We start from the raw sequence: 19,869 nt of genomic DNA, 5'->3' as shown, positions 1-19,869 counted from the left end.
CATTGTTGCCAGTAGTTTAATCAGTTAAAGTTAATGTTTTATTCAAATTCAGTTCATTAATAAATTCTTGATACTTATTCAAATGAACCTTTGGTGCAGATCTTATTTTATCATCTCTTCCTCTGTCATCTTTTTCGCCTGGTTGTACCTGTTTAAAATCTCTTGGATTTGCATTAGGGAATAAGCCAATATCAACCATATAAGCTGAATATCTTAATCCATCACTTGGAGCAGAACTTGTATTTGAATTGACAAGATGAATTAATCTTAAATCTACAAGTTCTTTGATAGCTTGGTTAATTTGAGAATATTTTAATATTTCAGCATTAGGAATGAGAAAGGCATTATGTTTTTTATTGGAGATAATTTCTTCTCTAATATATTGTAAATAATGTTCTAAAACTTCTTTTTCATCTGCTGTATCTGTCTTGAATGCTTCAAGTTTATTTGGTAAATTTTCAATACTACAATCAATAACATTCGGTTTGCTTATAGATTTGTTTCCGTCAATCATTTTGTTGCCAAGAGAAATAAAAAGCGTGAAAAAATCTCTTGGAACTCCTCCAGAGGCTAAACACAAAAATTTAAATGCATTCTCAGTTAAAATATTATTATAATTAATATTAACACCTACCTTTTCATTAACGTGTTTTAATAAATCTCTCATAAATCGAACTAAAGAATTGAAATTTTCTAAACTATAATCAAGATTAAGAGCTTGTGCATCGTGTCCGATTTCCATACCAACATAAGTTTCTCCTTGAATGTATAATGAAGTTCGATGTTTTATTGTTGCAACTTTTAAATATACACCTGTATTTTTGCATAAACGGTGAAAAAAATCTGCAAAATATGGTTGGTCAGACTTACGGATAAAATAGAAATCATCTAATACTAAAAATATACTTTTATCTAAAAGGGAACAAGTTTCATTTATAAGTTCTTTTAAATCGGGTAACTCATTTTTTAAAATGTTTAATTTGTCAATTTTGAAGCTTTTTGAAGTTTCAATTTCCTTAGATTGTTCTGCTCTTACTGCTGTTGAAGTTGTTGTATATGAACCTTTAGCTTCAGCAGAAACTTTTGCTCCTTTTTTTTCTCTTATTGATTCGTCAAATGAATCAGGCTGTTTTAATCTTTGTTCAAGTTTTTTTAGAATTTTATCAAATTGTTTAGTTATTTTTCTTCTAGCTCTCCATTTTTTATTGGATTTAAAAAAACTAAACTCTCCTTCAACTTCCTTTTTTAGTTGTTTAATTAGACTTCTTAAAACTTGTGTAATTGAATTAGGAAAACTAATATCTTTAAAATCCTCGAGGTTTATTGTTAAGCAAAGAATTTCAGGTTTAGTTTCTTTTAAAGATTTTAGAAGTAGAGATTTTCCAGAGCCTCTTCGTCCAAAAATTATTTGATTTTGTTTACTATCAAGTCTTTCAATGTGACCTTTAGGGTCTAAATATTCAATTGAAGTTTGATCAGTTATTCTTATATTTTCTTCAATAAATTTTAAGACTTTGATTAAATCAGTATTTCTCATTTTTTTTGCAATTTTAATCGTATTACTGGCAACGGCTTTTATAAGATTTGTGCGACTGAGAAATCGTTAGATTTTTCGGTTGTAGCAAATCGGTTTGTTAAAATGTTTGTCATTTCGTACTAGTTCAAATTTAAGCATAAATTTTATGAGTTGTTATAAACTGGTTTTTAATTCATTCAATCCGAATATCAAATCATTCTCCTGAATTTTCTTTAATAGTAATCTGTCATTTTCTAATGATTTAATCTGATAAATATTATGTTCAAGACAATCATCTATTGTGAAAAATAAAAAATAATTCTGATGAATTTCTCCTAAATACCAATATCCAATTATTGGACTATTGAATGAATTTCCTTTTAGTAATCTTAACTCTTTATTTTTATCAAACCTGTGAAAAGATTCTGAAAACTCAATACTAGTTGAATCTCTAATATTTTCAAATTTATTTTGGGTTAAAAAATCAAAAATCTGTTTTTTTGTTCTATTTATTTTATAATTAAGATTTAAAGGTCGAAATACAGACATTGTATTTTCGAATAATTCAATTTCTATTGAGTCTTTCTTATAAATTTTGAAATCATAACTAGTTGTGTCTGGAAATATTTGAAAGAATTTTCTTTTAAAATCAAAATTCACTCTTTTTACTGAATCTGAAAGCATATGACTCCAATTGTTGTTATCAAAATCAATTACATAACCACTTTGTCCTCCAACAAACGATTTATTATAATCAATAACTCTATCGTTATATGACATCCAAACTCCGACAACATTTTTTTCTTTACAAGAAATAATTCCAATTGCAGTAAATATTAAGAGTAATTTTTTCATCGAACTAGTTTATAACGTTCTGTGTAAGAATAGTAAGGGATTTCGAAGGGCTGAACTTTCGGTTTATCACTTAGCCAAATTTACAATTTTTTCTTTATTTAATAGACACGCAAAATTGTAAATTTTGCGGACTTTGTAAAATGTACTTCACTTTGGGTTAAGCACTAAAACCCTTATTATTTTTACACTTTGTTAGGCACTGGCTTTCTTACTCAATTTCTTATTAAATAATTCTGTATGTTTCGTTTCGTCATCAATTAATTCTGCTAATTTCTCTATTGCATCTGATGAGAAATATACTTTTGATCGATTAGAAACTTGGTCCATTGTTTCAGTCCAAATATATTTTCTTTTTGATGGTATAACCGTACCTTCTGGTGGATTAACGACTTTAAAATTAGGATTACTAACCCAACCCAAATGATGTATTGCTACTTTCAGTTGAACATTAGTAAATTTAAATTTTGACTTCTTTTTGACTTCTTGTTCAAGACTATTTAGAATTATATGTTCTCTGTCAGTTTGAAATTCTCCAACAATTTTATAAATTGGTTTTCCTTCGTCTGTTGTTATTTTTCCAATTTCTCCTGCTGAAATAGCATTTAAAATTATATTAAATACTCCATTTTGAGTTTCATCAATTTCAATATCACTTCCTGAAAGAATTTTATCTTTACTATTAAATCCATATACCTTATGTTGTGCAGGATTTATAATCAAAATTTCTCTTGGATTTATATCAACCATTTCAGGAAGAAGTTTTGACCAAATCTCCATAAATTCTTTACTTTTTTCATTGGCTTTTATTTGCAAAAACCTATTGAAATCAGTTGTTGATTTGTTTGCGTGCTCATTTTTACTTGAAGCACGATAATATATCGACCCTTTTGTAATTTTATATTCAGGAAAATCGTTTACAGGAATTAGAACCTGACTACTTTTCTCAATGATTAAATAATAGAATTTTTTTGTTCCGATTTGAAATATCTGTAAATCTATAGAAATACCTATTTTCACTATCTTTTCAAATTTTTGGGTTATATCATTTAGGTCAATTTGATTTAGCAAATCAAGATTATCTTTTTCTAAACCCGTTTCTGTGTGAACTCCTGAAGCAGAATCTTCATTTATTCCTAAAAGTAATATTCCGCCATCTGAATTTGAAAAAGACAATATATCTTTTGTGAAATTTAGTAAGAAGTTTTCTAAAGGCGTTTTTGTTTTTGCAATATTAAGTTTCAACTTATAATCAATTCCATTATTTTCTTTTGGAAAACGACCATTGTCTTTTAAATCCGAAATAATTAGTTCAGTTTTTTCTTTTAATTGCTGTAAGTTCATTTATTTACGAATGTTTATTTTGCTTGTGCCTAACGGTTTAGTATTAAGATTTGTGCGACTTAAAAATCGGAGATTTTTCGGACGTAGTAAATCGTTTGTTGAATGTTTGTCGGTTTGTATTTAGTTTAAATTTTAGCATAAATTTTATACATTGTTGGCAAATCGTTTTACATTAATCTTAACTATTTTTAAATAAATCAATCAAGAATTTCTTTGATTTTTTTTTCTCATAATTAAAAGGAAGATAAGTTGATAAATAACCTATACTAATCCAAATAAAACTAATCAAAATTTGTGGAATAATATTTTTATCTTCAGTTGAATTTGATGAGAAACTTAAAAAAAATAGAGTAGGTGCAAATGACCAAATAACTGCAAAAATCATTATTGAATATTTAATTCTCATTTTAATAAGAATTTTCGAGCCTCCACCATATTGAGTTTTAAACTCTCCAGTTATTCTCGGTAAGAATGGATTTTGATATTTAATAATCCGATTTATTCTAAATGAATTATTCTCAATTATTCCTTCGTAAGGTTTTAATTCTTTATTAGAGGAATATTGATTTGTCCTAAAATATTTTTTTGGTTCTATTTGTTCAGAAAGTCGAGTAGTCAATTCTGGCTCTCCATTTTTCGTTTCAATTATAAATTTGTCAAATGGTGTGTATTTCATCGGTTATGTTTGCCAACGGCTTTTATAAGATTTGTGCGACTGAGAAATCGGAGATTTTTCGGTTGTAGCAAATCGGTTTGTTAAAATGTTTGTCGTTTCGTACTAGTTCAAATTTAAGCATAAATTTTATGATTTGTTGCCTAATGTGGTTTTTAATCATATCAAGATGTTTCTATTTATATTCTATACTTTTTTGTCAATTTTTTTCTCCGTTTGTGCGAAATAGGAGTGAAGTCCAACAATTTTATCGGTTTAGTTACCATTTTTCAATCATAGTTTTCTCCGCAATGAACATAAAATCGGATTCATTTCTCATTTTGTGCTATTCATTTCTAAAATCTGTTCAATTCAACAGTTTTACGTTTCAATTCTCAAATCTGTGCGTTCTGAAAATCAATCTGACCGTTTCATTTCTCATATTATTACTTTAGAAAAATAATCTGAAAATTGTCGGCTTTCTAAATTTTTATTTTAAAGAACTTTTATAAAATCTGAGCATAATCCGCCATATTTGGCAACGGCTTTTATAAGATTTGTGCGACATAAAAATCGGAGATTTTTCGGTTGTAGCAAATCGGTTTGTTAAAATGTTTGTCATTTCGTACTAAATCCATATTTAAGCATAAATTTTATGATTTGTTGGCTAATGTGGTTTTTAATCATATCAATATGTCCCTATTTATATTCTATATTTTTTTGTCAATTTTTTCTCCGTTTGTGCGTAATGAGAATAAAATCCTGCTATTTTTATCGGTTTAGTTACAATTTTTCAATCATAGTTTTCTCCGCTATGAACATAAAATCGGATTCATTTCTCTGTTCGTGTCATTTCTCATTTTGTGCGATTCATTTCTAAAATCTGTGCAATTCAACAGTTTTTCACGTTTCATTTCTCAAATCTGTGCGTTCTGAAAATCAATCTGACCGTTTCATTTCTCATATCATTACTTTAGAAAAATAATCTGAAATTTGTCGGCTTTCTAAATTTCCATTTTAAATAACTTTTATAAAATCTGAGCATAATCCGCCATATTTGCCAACGGGCTTTTATAAGATTTGTGCGACTGGAAAATCGGAGATTTTTCGGTTGTAGCAAATCGGTTTGTTAAAATGTTTGTCATTTCGTACTAGTTCAAATTTAAGCATAAATTTTATGAGGTGTTACCACACGTTTTTAATCATAATGAAATCTACATTTTATTATTCTAATTTCATCATCTCTAACTTGATAAATTAATCTATGCTCTCCATCAATTCTTCTCGACCAAAACCCTCGATAATTATGTTTCAATGGCTCAGGTTTTCCTATTCCATCATAAGGCTGTCTGGAAATATCTTTTAGAAGTAAATTTATTCTTTTTAGTATTCTTTTATCAATTTTCTGCCAATACAGATAATCATCCCAAGATTCATCTACAAATACATATTTCATTACTCAAGAAGATTTTTGTTAAAAGAATCTCCTTTTTTAAATTTCTCAATTGCAGAATCTAACCTTGCTCTATTTTTTTCTGAAGACATTTCGTGTTGAGTTGTAATAAGAGAATTGTATTCTTCTAAAGAAATCACTACAACTCCCGTGTTTTTACCTCGGTTAATAATTAGTGTCTCAAAGTTTTCTGTAACTCTATTAAAGTAATCCTTTATATCTTTTCTGAAATCTGATATTGTCGTTGTAATCATAATTCAATAATTTTAATTATGTACAAAATTAAGTACAAAATATTGTTATTCAAAATTTATTTCAGTTTTTATGTGTGGTAACGAGTTTTTATAAGATTTGTGCGATTGGAAAATCGGAGATTTTTCGGTTGAAGCAAATCGTTAGTTGAATGTTTGTCGGTTCGTTATTTAGTTTAAATGTAAGCATAAATTTTATGAGGTGTTGGCTGTAGTTTTTAATCGTTAATATTATCTATCAGTTTATATTTTTCTTTAACAAGTTTTGTTCTTTTCTCTCCAATCGGCTCTGTTTTTAAAACACTTTCAATTTCGATGAATTTATTGGCAAAAGCTTTAAATTTTTCAGTAGTAATAAAATTCTCTAACCAGTCAGCAAAATCAATTAACTCGTTTTGGTCTTTTGAATAAATTAATTGTTCAACTAAACTCGAATATTCCCAATTTGAATTCTCTAATTTGCCAAAGTCAAGTAATTCTTTGTTTAAAAATTTGTCAATCAAATACGTGTTAGAGTAAAATGTTTCCATAACCTTTTTCTCAGCCTGTTTAATCCGTTTAGTTTTAAAAAGGGTAATAGTCCATTCAAAAAGAAATATTGGATATCCTGAGTCCTCAGGGAAATTTTTATCAAACCAGTTATAATATCTTAAAGCTCCTGAATAATCGTTTATTTTTAAATATAATTCTGGTGGTAAATATCGAAGTCCTCGGCTGTCATCATAATATCCTCCCCAACGTTTTTTGTCAGCAGAAAGCGCACGTTTAATTTTCGTGATTTTATTTTTTATTCTTTCTACTTGTTTCGGTGTCATTTTTATCTTTTTCGTGTTATTACAGCCAACGGTTAGAGTAAGGAAAGTTGCGGATTTAAAACCGTTATTTTCCGATTAATAATTAAAAAATAATTAGAAATGAAAAATAAAGTATTTAATAGAATTAAGCAATTTTTTTTACGCATTGTTGGCTTTAGTTTTTTTTATTCAGTTTTACAATTAAAATCAAAAGTAAAGTGTGTATTAAAAAATTCAGAATATAATTCCAAATCGGATTATGCCAAATTAATGGTATTTGGTATGAAATCCAAGTTATCAAAGTTACGATTGCTACAATCATTACTAATGATGCAAACCATCCTAAAATTCCAGCCCCAGTTCTACTTTCTCTATTATAAACTGGCAAAAGAATTAAAAAAGGTGAAATTAAGACTAATAAATAATTTGATGAAAAAACCATCCAAAATAATGATTGTATGGGTTTCGTAGTCGTTATAGTATCGGTTGTACTTTGGTTTACGTTTTGGTCTTTAATACTTGATTTGAAAGATATATTTGATAAATTACGAGATAAAAATTCTGTGTAATGCTCTTTGTTAAGTATTTTATTTTCAAGAAATACAATTTTTTTGAGTTTCAAAGAGTCATATTTATAATCTTTTTTGAGAGTTTGTATTTTTTCTAATTGGTCAATTTTGTTATTAATGTAAATATTATAAGTAAAACTTAAAGTTATGTCAGTAAGTATTAAAAATCCAATTATTGAAATTCCAGCAGCAGTTCTGAATGTCCAAGATTTTGAATTATCAAATAATAAATTAAAAAAATGTTTAATAGATTCTGTCATTTGGTTATTTAGTCAAATTAAAGCCAACGAGTTTTTATAAGATTTGTGCGACTGGAAAATCGGAGATTTTTCGGTTGTAGCAAATCGTTAGTTGAATGTTTGTCTGTTCGTTATTTTGTTTAAATGTAAGCATAAATTTTATGAGGTGTTAGCACACGTTTTATCAATCGTATCTATAATGTCCAATAATCCTAAAATCAAACATACAGTCCTCTAAAACTTGTCCTGCTCCGATATTGTGAACAATCAAATATCTTTTATTATCTGATGATTTTCTTTTTACAACAATTCCAATGTGAGTAATTCCTCCCGATAAATTCCAACAAATTATATCTCCCGGTTTATAATCACTCGGGTTTGTCGATTTAACTTTTACAGTTCCTTTTCTCTCAAAGAATTTCATCAAATTAGGAACTCTCCGATGGTCAATATTTTTATCAGTTGTTTTTAATCCCCAATTTTTCGGATAGAGATTAAAGTTAGATTTCATATCCTCGTGAACTTCTTTTTGCAAATCAATTCCAGTTTTTCGGAAAGCTCTTATTATGACATCTGTACAAACTCCTTTATCACTCGGAATATCTCCGTTTGGGTAATTGATTGAGAAATAACTTGGGTCGTAAGTTACTTTTTGTCTTGTAAGTTCTATTGCAGCATCAGATAGATTTTGAACTCCAACTTCTTGTCCGTAAGTTAGACTCGAAATTATTATCAATATTATCAGAATAATCTTTTTCATCTTATGTTCGTTAAGATACATAGTTTACACAAGTTAAAGATTAGACTTTACACTAAATTAGTTTCTAACCTTATTGACTTTTCTTTATTTCTTAATTGTGTTTCATTAAAGAAACCTAAAAATACGTCTCTATAAAAGACTTTCCAAATTCCATTACCTAAATCTTCAATACCTACGTATTTTCCTTTTAAAGCTGCTGTTAAATATACCCAATAATACGACTTCCATCTGATTGCTCCATTTTGAGTTACTTTTAAAATTTTGAGATTTGAATTATAGTCAAAGTTAGGTATTTTTTCAGGAAAAGGTCTGGAGGAAAAGTTATGCATTGAAGCAGGTGTTTCCATCCCTAAGGCTTCGTGAGGTCTTATGTGATTATATTCTTTTACAAAGTGATTTAAACGTCTTTGTTGTGCTTTTAAGTCATAGGCTGAAGGTTTGGCACAAGCCGCTTTTAAATCGCGATGCATACGTTCGTGTCTTCCGTTTTGTTCTGGGTGTGCTGGGTCAGAAAAAACGGGTATAATTCCAAGTTCAATAAACCAATAGGAGAGTTGTGTAAATCGTTGAATAGCACGAACAGACCCAAAGGGACTTCCGTTGTCTGTGTGGAGTTGTTTAGGGATTCCATATTTCCTAAAAACCTTTGTAAATTCAGCCTTTGCGTACTTTAAAGTTTCTTTATAATGTCCTTTAGCTGTGAATAAAAATCTACTTTTGGAATCAGCAATGGTCAGTGGGTGACAATACACTTTATTACCCATTAAAAACTTTCCTTTGTAATCTGCACTCCATACTTCATTACACACTTTTGGATCAAAAATAGGATATACAGGTTTGACTCTTCTTAACCTTTTTTGAGGGCATACTAAACCGTGTCTTTTGAGTATGTTGTGAACAGTAACCACCGAGGGGATCTCATTTTCTGTAAAATCGTTAAACAATAGTTTATTGATTTTTTTAGCTCCCCAGCGTGGGTGTTTTTTCTTTAATTTAAGTATCCCATCAACAATATTTTCCTTTGTCGCATTTGGATGTTCCTTTGGAGTTCTTGATTGCTCTTTTAAGCCTTCAAAACCTTGTTTTTCAAACCTATTTATTAACTTATAGGCGGTGGGTCTTGAGATTTCAAAGTTTTTACATAATTCTGTGATGGTATATTTTCCAGTTCTCCATTCACAAATAAATTCAATTTTTTGTTCCATAGTTGTTGTTTCTTTCCAAGGCATAATAATTTGATTTTATTTCTCAAATTACAACCTAAAAAGTGTAAACTATGTCTCTTTAACTTTGTAAACGATGTCCCTTTATCATACCTTATGTGTGCTAACGGTTTGTGTATGAAGCGTTGGGCATTTCGTAGCACTTCATTTTCAGTTTACCGTTATGTTAGTTTATATTTATAATTATCATTTAACTACTTATCGCCCAATGATTTATACACCTTGTTGTGCGGTCGTACTTTTTTTTCGTCTGTCTGTTAGCGTTGGCAAAGACATACTCTTTTGCAATTTTTGGTTGTAGCGTTGGCTGGTGCGAATTGCAAATGTGTATGGCTTTTAGCGTAGGGTTTCATTTTATAATCTTTTTTATTCTTGTTTGTTCCTTTTTTCCATCTTTTGAAGGTATTACAATAAATTCAACTATTGTACCTATTTCAACTTTTCCCGTTAAATAAAATTTTGATGATAACGAAAAATAGAAGTCTTTGTTATTACTTTTCAAAAAGCCATCTTTTCCTCTTTCATTATCATTTATTATTCTTATAATTTCTCCTTTTTGAGTCCCTTTTGTATTAGAAAATGACTTCTTCTTCTCTTGAGAAAAACCATTCCAATATTTTTTAAGTTCTAATTTTAACTTACCTATATCATTGATATTGATTTCTACACTTTCAAAGTTTCGTAATTCATCAAATACTTTTTGAGGTATTTTCCATTCTTCAACTTGTCTTATGAGTTTAGATAAAGAAAAGTGCTTAAAGGCTAAATCTGTTTCGTCTTTCTTGTTTAAAATTTTGCCTAATAGAAATAGTAAATCAACTTTAAACTCCAAATGTCCAAAATTAGTAATTGCTTGAATAGCATACTTAAAAGCATTTTCTAAATCATTCTCATCAAAATATAATTCTGCTAATTCCTTTTGAATAAACCACTCCTTTTTCTTACGAAGTATGTGTTTTAGTTCTTCAATAGTATCTTTTGTATTTCCCAAATTTTTTTTTGAAAGGGCAATCCGCCTTGAAAACCAAACATCATTTGAATAATGGAAGCTTTCCAATATAACAAGAGCCTCTTTAGATTTCTCAAAACATTCTTGCCATTCCCCTAATTTCATAAGGGCTTTGGTTTTGTATGCGTACCAATTCTCAATGTCAGATGCTAATTCCATATCTCTCATTTGACCTTTCCTTTCAATTTGTATGGTTGAACATTCGCGTGAGAGAACTTCAGGGTTAATATGATTACAAAAATCGTTAACTAACTTCCAATTGGGAGCTGGTTTCTTTTTTTCGCTTTTTAAAACGATTGAAAAGAGATTAGAAATAAGGGTTTTAGAGAAATCATTATTTAGTTCTAAAAGCAACGGGATTAGAGTTTCTATTCGCTCAATTAGTTCGCTTTTATCGTAATGGAAATTATCTTCTTGATTTACTTCTTCATCATCCTCAAAAAAATGATGTTCTTCTTCAATGTCTGACACGGTTGAGTTCTCAGATTTGTACTTTGACCATAATAGCCAACCGTAAGCATTCAGAATTCTTTCTTTAGTATCACTATTGATTTGAATATTATAGATTTTTAAAAACTGGAATCCAGCATCAAAATAATTCGTGTATCTCAAACAGGAAATAATATCGGAAATGAGGTACTCATTATTAGCAATCTGCTCATTTGAGAAATCAGCTTTATTCTCCTTGAAAAAAGAAAGTGCATCAGCATATTTCTTTTCTCTTTTCAAATCGGCTATATGTCTGCTAAAATCATATAATGATGCCATTATTTACCTTTTAGCTCATTAATAATTGATTGGAATTCATCCCACAAACTACTTTCTGTACAAGAAGAAGCTGAAACAGTTGAGAAAAAACCATCACCATCATAATACATATCGACAATTAGTACATTCTTACCTTTTATAAATTGAATAGTGTCCTTATATGGTGCTTGAATTATATATCCTATTCCTATGTCAAAGGAAGTTAATTTGCCATTTAGCTTTTCATAAACTGATACTCTCCAAGTATCCTTAATAAAACCAAAGTCAGATATTTTATTGTTGGATTTCAGTATTTCCAAAATCTCCGCTCCAAACTCTTTTGGTTGAGATTTCATTAGAGTGGGTAACTTGAATTGCCCCTTTTTGTTATAATATATTGATAGTGTTGCTAACTCTCCATTACTACCTTTAATTTCGTATAATTCTTGATAATCAGGATGATTGATTGATTTTACTTTTAGCTTTTGATTTTCAATTTTATGATAAATGAACTGATAAAGTTGAAGAAGTGCAGATTTATTCTCAACATCAGGGAATTTGAATTTATCAGAAATTTCTTTGTTAGTGTTTGATAAGTCAACTAATATATCCGCTACAAAGAACAGTTCCTTTCCGCTTGTTTGTAGAGTTGCTGAGGATTTGATGTCAATTTTATAAAATGGTGAAATTGGCTCATAGTTAATTAAACTTACTTTTTGTGTTGCTCTAATTAAAGCGGTATAGACCCACTTAAAATAAGTCTCATTTGTTTTTCCTCCACCAGTTTCTGTATTAAAAAAGACTTCATCCCACTTATAAGACATTGCTTTATGTACGGTCAATGCCCAACCAAATCGCAACTGTGCCGAATTTTTGAATTGATAATAATCGGTTGATGGCATATTGCTTAAAAGTCGCTGTATTCTTGAAAGGACTTTAGTTTTTACTCTTTTTCCGTCTTTTAGTTTTACAAGTAATTCTTTCAATTCTTCATCTGCGTGATATTTACCATTTTTGAAGTTTTCCAATTCTATTTCAGCGAGTTGGTTCAATAGAATTTTATATGATATAATTTCTTCCTTTGAAAGTTCGCCTTTATCACTCAATCGGAAATTTTCAAAACTCAAAAACTTTAATATGTGATTTGTTTCGTGTAGCTGAATTGAAACTTCCCGAAATGTCAAAGGTGTTAGAAGCTTGTTTTTTTTCGTAATCGGTTTTGAAACACTAATTATATTGCCGAACTGTCCGTTGTATATTTTCTTAGGTTCTGCAAAAGGGTCATTTTCATCTTCCACGCGAATATTGTTACCAAAAAGAATTAAATCTTTTGGTTGTAAATCACTTCCATTTTTAATAATGGATTTCTTTATCCAAAAGTTTACTTTTTGGGCATCATAGTTTGAAAAACATAGAATATGCGAAGAACGATTAGATTTAAGCGATTTTTCGATTTGACGTAAAAGTTTGTCTTTGGTTATCTCTTTTAAGGTTTCACTAAAGCTAAATGAAAGGGTGTTGAAAGATTGATTTCTTATACAGTCAACAGCTATTAAAGCTTGTTCAACAATAGGAGATTTGTTTTCTTTGTCAATTAGTTGAAATGCTTTTGATTTCTGCTCATATTTTTCCGATAAGTAATCAGGGTTTAAAGCACTTTCTTCTTTTTTACCGATAGAAAGCTGAAAGCTATCACCAACAAAAATAATTTTTCGCTTTGATTCTTTAAGGTCTGTAAATCCGATAAAGTCCTCAAGTAATTTACCCGAACCAAACCTTAAATCAATTGACTGGTGATAATTGTCTGAAACCAAATGGGATTCGTCAACTATAAAAATAGCTTCTTCTGTATCGTCTGATTTTTTTAAGGGAACGATTTCTAAGTTCAGCGTTTCATCAGTCTTTGTATCTTCTGTTTCTTCTCGCTCTTCATTTTGTGTGTTGCCACCATAGATGTACGAATACATACTATTGAATTCCAAATTACTGTCTTTTAGTAAATTGTGAGCTACACGCCCAGATGATGCAAAAAGCTTTACTTCAGATATTCCATTATTAAAAGCAACATCTTGAATAAATGGTATTAAGTGGGTTTTTCCGCTCAATGAAGTTCCTTGCAGTACAAAAAATCGATCCTTATCAGAATTGATAAAACTTTCTATTTCATTAAGAGCAGATTTTTGGTCAGGATAAAGGTTTTCAAAGTCTAATTCTGTTTGATATTTTGCAAAGTCAGTTGTTTGCTCATATTGTTCTGATATGTCAAATTTATCTGCTAGAAATACGGTTTTGAAAAGGTCAAATGAACTTTTCGAAAGAGAGACTTCTTTATCAGTAATATCAATAATATCTCTGATTTTTTCAAGGTAATTACTCTTGTCAATTATAAAGAAATTCAATTCCTCTTTGGATGGTATTGAGCCAATCAGTTCGATGGTTTTCTGAAAACAAACAGTTCTTACTGTGTGATAAGGATTAAAACAATCAGATTTAGAAAGTTTCTTTTGAATTTGCTTTTCAACAACCTTAATAAATCTGTCTTTTTGGTTTTTGAGTTGAATAAATGGATTTATTGAACTTCCACCTTTGATAATATCTCCTTTTTCATTTGTCCATCTACCAAAATCAAATTCTGATTTAGCGTTTTTGGGTAAAGTGATTTTTCCCCCGAAGTTTTTGAAGTCAATGATACAGACAGCATTTGTAGTAATAAGTAATGCATCAATTTGCAAACGTTTTTCTAATTCACATTCCGAATTTGCTATCAAAAGTCCTTCCCGTGAGTACTTGTCAAAAAGATTGCTCAAATTTTCAGCAAACTCTCTAAAAAAGGTGTTTTCGTAATTTTTTGCTGCTGTTCCTTTTCTTATTTCAAGCATTTCTATTCCTATTTTATTCGAGCGTTGGCAAAAAAATAGCTCTTTTGGTTTTTTCTGCGTTGGCTTTCGTGTCGGCAAAAACCAAATGTGCTATTTGTGCGTTGGCTCTTTTTTCGTATGCCGCACAACGGGCTTTTATAAGATTTGTGCGACTGGAAAATCGGAGATTTTTCGGTTGTAGCAAATCGTTTGTTGAATGTTTGTCGGTTTGTTATTTTGTTTAAATGTAAGCATAAATTTTATGAGGTGTTGTAACCAGTTTTTTAAAATCCATTATTGGTTCTAATCAGATATCCAGTATAAAAAAACAAGAAAACCGTTAATAAAATAATCAATGATGAAATAGAGTTAATTACTCTTTTTGTAGAATTTGGTTTTTTTAATATTTTTTCCAGTAATTTTTCTTTTCTGTTTTTGAAATAATAATGATTTATTCCATAAAGAGCAGCAATTGTCATTAAAGGAATCCATTTGGAATAGTCAATATACTCACCACTAAAATTAAGAATTAAATAGTAGTCAATCAACGAGAAAAGAAACATTGTTTCAAGGATAGAAATTCCCATTTCGCAATAGAAATCAGGCGAATCATTTAATCGTTGTATCTTAATTTTTTTTGTATAAAAATTATGAATTGTAAAATATAAATATTTCATTCAGCTCTTTTTTTGTTAAATTTCAACTCTCTTTGTCATTTTTGAGTTGAATTTAGTAATTGGTTACAACGGGTTTTATAAGATTTGTGCGACATAAAAATCGGAGATTTTTCGGTTGTAGCAAATCGTTAGTTGAATGTTTGTCGGTTTGTTATTTAGTTTAAATGTAAGCATAAATTTTATGAGGTGTTGGGCTTTCGTACTTACTTTATATCTTTTTCTAATTTATTTGGATTTTGTCTTGTGTCAAAAACAGTAATAATCTCAATTTCATTTCTGTCAGGGTTTATTCTGTAGTAGAAAGTTGTCTGTTTTGTAACAACACATTTAAAAAGTCCGTTAAATTCAGATGATTGTGGACAGCTTTCAGGTTGTTCAGAAATTTGGTCAATTTTAGAAGTCAGTTTTTTAATAAAATCATTCCTAACTTTTAAATTCCAATTTTCTAATAAAAAATTGCTCAGTTTTAGAAGTTTAGTTTCAGCTAATTCTGATAAAAATACTTTCATTAAGAAATCTTTTTCAAAAACTCAGAATACTCAACTCTTTTTCCTTTATTCAACTCTTTAATCCCTTTTTGAATTTCTTTTTGTTCAGATAAACTCAACTCACTCCAAAAATCTACTTTTTCTTTTTGAATAAATTCTGTTATTTTCTCAATGAATTTGTCATTCTCAATGTTGAGAATCATTTTTAGTAACTCTATTTTAGAAGTTTGAACATTCATTTTTATCATATTTTAGTCAAAGTTACAAAAAATATAAATTACATTTTTAATCAGTGAATATTTTTGTCCGTATGAAGCCCAACGGCTTTTATAAGATTTGTGCGACTGAGAAATCGGAGATTTTTCGGTTGTAGCAAATCGGTTTGTTAAAATGTTTGTCATTTCGTACTAAATCCATATTTAAGCATAAATTTTATGATTTGTTGCAATTAGTTGTTTTCAATCATTTTTCAATTTCGGTATTATCTGATTTTTTGTATTTTATTTAATCTTTCTCCGTTTGTGCGAAATGAGAATAAAATCTTGCTATTTTATCGGTTTAGTTACCATTTTTCAATCATATTTTTCTCCGAAATGAACATAAAATCGGATTCATTTCTCTATTCGTGTCATTTCTCATTTTGTGCGATTCATTTCTAAAATCTGTGCAATTCAACAGTTTTTTACGTTTCATTTCTCAAATCTGTGCGTTCTGAAAATCAATCTGTTCACTTAGAAAATCAATCTGAACGATTCATTCCTTAATCAGAGATTTTTCCGATAGTTAATATTATAATTTTAATGAACTTTTTATCCTAAAAAACGAAATTTCCAATGTTCGTTAAGAGACATAGTTTACACAAGTTAAAGATTAGACTTTACACTAAATTAGTTTCTAACCTTATTGACTTTTCTTTATTTCTTAATTGTGTTTCATTAAAGAAACCTAAAAATACGTCTCTATAAAAGACTTTCCAAATTCCATTACCTAAATCTTCAATACCTACGTATTTTCCTTTTAAAGCTGCTGTTAAATATACCCAATAATACGACTTCCATCTGATTGCTCCATTTTGAGTTACTTTTAAAATTTTGAGATTTGAATTATAGTCAAAGTTAGGTATTTTTTCAGGAAAAGGTCTGGTGGAAAAGTTATGCATTGAAGCAGGTGTTTCCATCCCTAAAGCTTCGTGAGGTCTTATGTGATTATATTCTTTTACAAAGTGATTTAAACGTCTTTGTTGTGCTTTTAAGTCATAGGCTGAAGGTTTGGCACAAGCCGCTTTTAAATCGCGATGCATACGTTCGTGTCTTCCGTTTTGTTCTGGGTGTGCTGGGTCAGAAAAAACGGGTGTAATTCCAAGTTCAATAAACCAATAGGAGAGTTGTGTAAATCGTTGAATAGCACGAACAGACCCAAAGGGACTTCCGTTGTCTGTGTGGAGTTGTTTAGGGATTCCATATTTCCTAAAAACCTTTGTAAATTCAGCCTTTGCGTACTTTAAAGTTTCTTTATAATGTCCTTTAGCTGTGAATAAAAATCTACTTTTGGAATCAGCAATGGTCAGTGGGTGACAATACACTTTATTACCCATTAAAAACTTTCCTTTGTAATCTGCACTCCATACTTCATTACACACTTTTGGATCAAAAATAGGATATACAGGTTTGACTCTTCTTAACCTTTTTTGAGGGCATACTAAACCGTGTCTTTTGAGTATGTTGTGAACAGTAACCACCGAGGGGATCTCATTTTCTGTAAAATCGTTAAACAATAGTTTATTGATTTTTTTAGCTCCCCAGCGTGGGTGTTTTTTCTTTAATTTAAGTATCCCATCAACAATATTTTCCTTTGTCGCATTTGGATGTTCCTTTGGAGTTCTTGATTGCTCTTTTAAGCCTTCAAAACCTTGTTTTTCAAACCTATTTATTAACTTATAGGCGGTGGGTCTTGAGATTTCAAAGTTTTTACATAATTCTGTGATGGTATATTTTCCAGTTCTCCATTCACAAATAAATTCAATTTTTTGTTCCATAGTTGTTGTTTCTTTCCAAGGCATAATAATTTGATTTTATTTCTCAAATTACAACCTAAAAAGTGTAAACTATGTCTCTTTAACTTTGTAAACGATGTCCCTTTATCATACCTTAATGACGCCCAACGGGTTAGGCTATGGCAAGTGCAAGATTTATTGTAGAATTTTCCAAGTAAATTAAAGTTGCTTTAATGTTAAAATTTATTTAATATTTAAAACCTTGCATTTGCTATAGCCATTGTTGTGGTTTGTATTTATTAATATTCAATTTCTTTAGTCATTTCAATTAGCCATTTGTTTTTATTCATTTTTCTAGCTTTCCCCTCAATAAGAGCATTTTCAATTTTAAAAAATATTGAAAATTTAAGTTCACTTTTTTTACAATCTATCTTTGAAAATTTTAATGTAATCAAGTCTGTTATTGAATCATTATTAATAACTATTATTTTTTCATTTTTAATGAAAATATTTAAATTTTTAGTTATTAATTTACTTTCTTTTAGTTTTAATGGAATTCGTTCAATAATATCAAGATGAAGATAATTACTAACTCTATCATTACTTAATAGTTGAGTTATAAATATTTCTTTTTCTATTTTTGAAAAACAAGAATGAGTATCTTTTTTTTCTGTTTGACAACTATAGTTTGATAGGATAAAACAAATTAGAATAAGTAAGTTTTTCATTTTAGTAATATTTATTAAGGATTAACCATTGTGCAGTAGAAGTGTTAATATTTTCTCCATAAACTCTAAATTCAAAAATTTCACCTTCCTCTCCTGGATAGTCTATTCCATCAGAATTATCTGCATAATGAACATATTCATGCAGTAAAACGACACCCAAATAAAAAAGTAAACCGTCTTCTTGAAACTGTTCATTTATATTGTTTTCTAATCCATTAACGTAATCGATGTCTAATAATAAAGTATTAGGTAAGCCTTTATCAAATGCCCCTACAGTATTAGTATCGGTATTATCTGCATAGTTATCTAGTTGAGTTATCTGAATAGTAGGCCCTTGATTCCATTGAAGGTCAAATTTAATTTGAGTAGTTGAAACACCCGTAATATCATTTATGGTGTTCACAATTAAAGGTATATCAGCCACATTTGGTAACTTATTTTTTAAATATTCTGTTAGTTTTGGGTATTGAATAGTAAAGTTACTGTTAGGTGGGTATTTGAAAAATGGAAAAGATGATATTAACGAACCTTCTGCACTAGCAGCAATAACAGATTCAGCAAAGCTAATAGCTCCAGAGGTATAGATACCATCAATATTATTATTTTGTAAAAAGTTATAAATATCAGTAACTTCCTTATCATTTTCTGAATTACCAATCCAACTAATTTGAGATGAATTAAGAGTAAGTTCATTTTTAAGGGTAGTTCTAATAGATTCAATGGTTAATGTGTTCACACCAATTCCCCCATCAACATTAGTGTCACATGGAGGGCAATTTTCATCAGTTTCTGTTTTTTGACTTTGAGTTGTGCAATCAATTATTAATGTAGGATATAGACAACCTGTTTCAAAATTAGCATAAGGACAAGGATAAGTAGGAACATTCTCAATATACCAATCACAATTAGAGGTAGTGCCACCACCTGAATTAGAATCAGACGAACCGTCTGTACTTCCGTCATCATTGCTTACATTTCCCGTTCCACCAACATCAACTCCAGACCCGCCTGTGGAACTTCCATCAATAGGTTGTATTTCACAAGGTATTGGGTCTCCATTTTGGTCTAACTCTGGAGGGCAATTTGTTGCTTCTGTTTTAGAAAAGTAACCTTGTTCAAAAAAATCTGTATATTTATGTAAGGAGATTGTTCCTTTAAAAAAACTAAAATTATACTTGTTGTCAATGTATAAGTCAAGCGATGTTTCATCACAAGTGTACTTTAAGACAAAAGGAGTTTTTAGTTCTCCTGTAGGCGTTTTACCAACCACTAAATTGTAAAACGTATCTAAAGAAGAATTTGGTAAAGTAAATCGAAAAGTGTAGTTAATATTACCAAGTGTATCTATAACTTCTAAAATATTATCTATGTCAAAAATAGCATCATTTAATGTACCTGTTTTAGAAGAAAGGTTATTTTTTACTTTTAAGTTTAAAAAATCTTTAACATCGGGTATGTCAGAAAGTTTAACAGATTTTTGAGCTAATAAACTTTTAGTAATATTAGTATCAATAGTTTCGGTTAAATCAGATTTTTCACAATTCCATAGCAATAATGAAATTCCTAGTAGTAGAATTCCAGTTTTTAAATAAGTTTTGATTTGTTTCTTTTTCATAAAGTTTAAATTTAAGTGTTAATATTTGATTTTCAATAGTACTGAAAATATTTAATTTAGTTTTATGGTAAAACCGTAAAATAAATATGGTAAATCGTAAT

General features: G+C 29.3%; 18 protein-coding genes. All 18 read right to left on the bottom strand.

Annotated elements, in window-relative coordinates; translation table 11 throughout:
• Nucleotides 1-16: 16 nt before the first annotated feature.
• Nucleotides 17-1,537 carry a hypothetical protein gene (locus tag Lupro_RS03040; protein ID WP_068206155.1) on the bottom strand — a complete coding sequence of 507 codons (1,521 nt, stop codon included), beginning with the start codon at nucleotides 1,535-1,537 and terminating at the stop codon, nucleotides 17-19.
• Between the two features lie 153 nt (nucleotides 1,538-1,690).
• Nucleotides 1,691-2,371: a hypothetical protein gene (locus Lupro_RS03035; RefSeq protein WP_068206154.1), complete on the bottom strand. Its 681-nt coding sequence runs from the start codon at nucleotides 2,369-2,371 to the stop codon at nucleotides 1,691-1,693.
• A gap of 192 nt (nucleotides 2,372-2,563) precedes the next feature.
• The gene (locus Lupro_RS03030) at nucleotides 2,564-3,712 is read right to left on the bottom strand and encodes an ATP-binding protein (RefSeq protein WP_068206152.1); all 1,149 of its coding nucleotides are present in this window, start codon (nucleotides 3,710-3,712) and stop codon (nucleotides 2,564-2,566) included.
• A gap of 178 nt (nucleotides 3,713-3,890) precedes the next feature.
• Nucleotides 3,891-4,388 (bottom strand): hypothetical protein, encoded by a 498-nt coding sequence (locus Lupro_RS03025; protein ID WP_068206149.1) that lies wholly within the window; start codon nucleotides 4,386-4,388, stop codon nucleotides 3,891-3,893.
• A 1,174-nt stretch (nucleotides 4,389-5,562) separates the two neighbouring features.
• Entirely contained in the window at nucleotides 5,563-5,820 is a 258-nt protein-coding gene (locus tag Lupro_RS03020; RefSeq protein WP_068206147.1) for a Txe/YoeB family addiction module toxin, read from the bottom strand.
• The gene (locus tag Lupro_RS03015; RefSeq protein ID WP_068206145.1) at nucleotides 5,820-6,071 is read right to left on the bottom strand and encodes a type II toxin-antitoxin system Phd/YefM family antitoxin; all 252 of its coding nucleotides are present in this window, start codon (nucleotides 6,069-6,071) and stop codon (nucleotides 5,820-5,822) included. The genes Lupro_RS03020 and Lupro_RS03015 overlap by 1 nt, the downstream gene beginning before the upstream one ends.
• A 215-nt stretch (nucleotides 6,072-6,286) precedes the next feature.
• Complete coding sequence (locus Lupro_RS03010) at nucleotides 6,287-6,883, bottom strand: hypothetical protein (protein WP_068206143.1); 597 nt, start codon at nucleotides 6,881-6,883, stop codon at nucleotides 6,287-6,289.
• Nucleotides 6,884-7,037: 154 nt separating this feature from the next.
• Entirely contained in the window at nucleotides 7,038-7,691 is a 654-nt protein-coding gene (locus Lupro_RS03005; RefSeq protein ID WP_068206141.1) for a hypothetical protein, read from the bottom strand.
• Between the two features lie 163 nt (nucleotides 7,692-7,854).
• The gene (locus tag Lupro_RS03000; RefSeq protein WP_068211380.1) at nucleotides 7,855-8,430 is read right to left on the bottom strand and encodes a DUF1287 domain-containing protein; all 576 of its coding nucleotides are present in this window, start codon (nucleotides 8,428-8,430) and stop codon (nucleotides 7,855-7,857) included.
• A gap of 47 nt (nucleotides 8,431-8,477) precedes the next feature.
• Nucleotides 8,478-9,659 (bottom strand): integrase core domain-containing protein, encoded by a 1,182-nt coding sequence (locus tag Lupro_RS02995; protein ID WP_068206140.1) that lies wholly within the window; start codon nucleotides 9,657-9,659, stop codon nucleotides 8,478-8,480.
• A gap of 343 nt (nucleotides 9,660-10,002) precedes the next feature.
• On the bottom strand, nucleotides 10,003-11,430 hold the full coding sequence (locus tag Lupro_RS02990) for a tetratricopeptide repeat protein (RefSeq protein WP_068206137.1): 1,428 nt from the start codon (nucleotides 11,428-11,430) through the stop codon (nucleotides 10,003-10,005).
• Entirely contained in the window at nucleotides 11,430-14,288 is a 2,859-nt protein-coding gene (locus Lupro_RS02985; protein ID WP_068206135.1) for an NERD domain-containing protein/DEAD/DEAH box helicase, read from the bottom strand. Before Lupro_RS02985 ends, Lupro_RS02990 begins: the two co-directional genes overlap by 1 nt.
• A 263-nt stretch (nucleotides 14,289-14,551) precedes the next feature.
• Nucleotides 14,552-14,944 (bottom strand): hypothetical protein, encoded by a 393-nt coding sequence (locus Lupro_RS02980; protein ID WP_068206134.1) that lies wholly within the window; start codon nucleotides 14,942-14,944, stop codon nucleotides 14,552-14,554.
• Between the two features lie 203 nt (nucleotides 14,945-15,147).
• Nucleotides 15,148-15,453, bottom strand: a complete 306-nt coding sequence (locus Lupro_RS02975) for a type II toxin-antitoxin system RelE/ParE family toxin (RefSeq protein WP_068206064.1) — start codon at nucleotides 15,451-15,453, stop codon at nucleotides 15,148-15,150.
• Nucleotides 15,453-15,671: a hypothetical protein gene (locus tag Lupro_RS02970; RefSeq protein ID WP_068211379.1), complete on the bottom strand. Its 219-nt coding sequence runs from the start codon at nucleotides 15,669-15,671 to the stop codon at nucleotides 15,453-15,455. Before Lupro_RS02970 ends, Lupro_RS02975 begins: the two co-directional genes overlap by 1 nt.
• Nucleotides 15,672-16,309: 638 nt before the next feature.
• A complete protein-coding gene (locus tag Lupro_RS02965) occupies nucleotides 16,310-17,491 on the bottom strand; it encodes an integrase core domain-containing protein (protein WP_068206102.1) in 1,182 nt (393 codons plus the stop codon).
• A 233-nt stretch (nucleotides 17,492-17,724) separates the two neighbouring features.
• On the bottom strand, nucleotides 17,725-18,153 hold the full coding sequence (locus Lupro_RS02960) for a hypothetical protein (RefSeq protein ID WP_068206133.1): 429 nt from the start codon (nucleotides 18,151-18,153) through the stop codon (nucleotides 17,725-17,727).
• Nucleotide 18,154: 1 nt separating this feature from the next.
• The gene (locus tag Lupro_RS02955) at nucleotides 18,155-19,768 is read right to left on the bottom strand and encodes a hypothetical protein (RefSeq protein ID WP_068206131.1); all 1,614 of its coding nucleotides are present in this window, start codon (nucleotides 19,766-19,768) and stop codon (nucleotides 18,155-18,157) included.
• Nucleotides 19,769-19,869: the final 101 nt, after the last annotated feature.

Origin of the sequence: Lutibacter profundi, from assembly GCF_001543325.1 — a bacterium.
GTDB lineage: Bacteria > Bacteroidota > Bacteroidia > Flavobacteriales > Flavobacteriaceae > Lutibacter > Lutibacter profundi.
The sequence above is the reverse complement of the archived record's forward strand: the minus strand, read 5'-3'. Positions and strand labels throughout refer to the sequence as shown.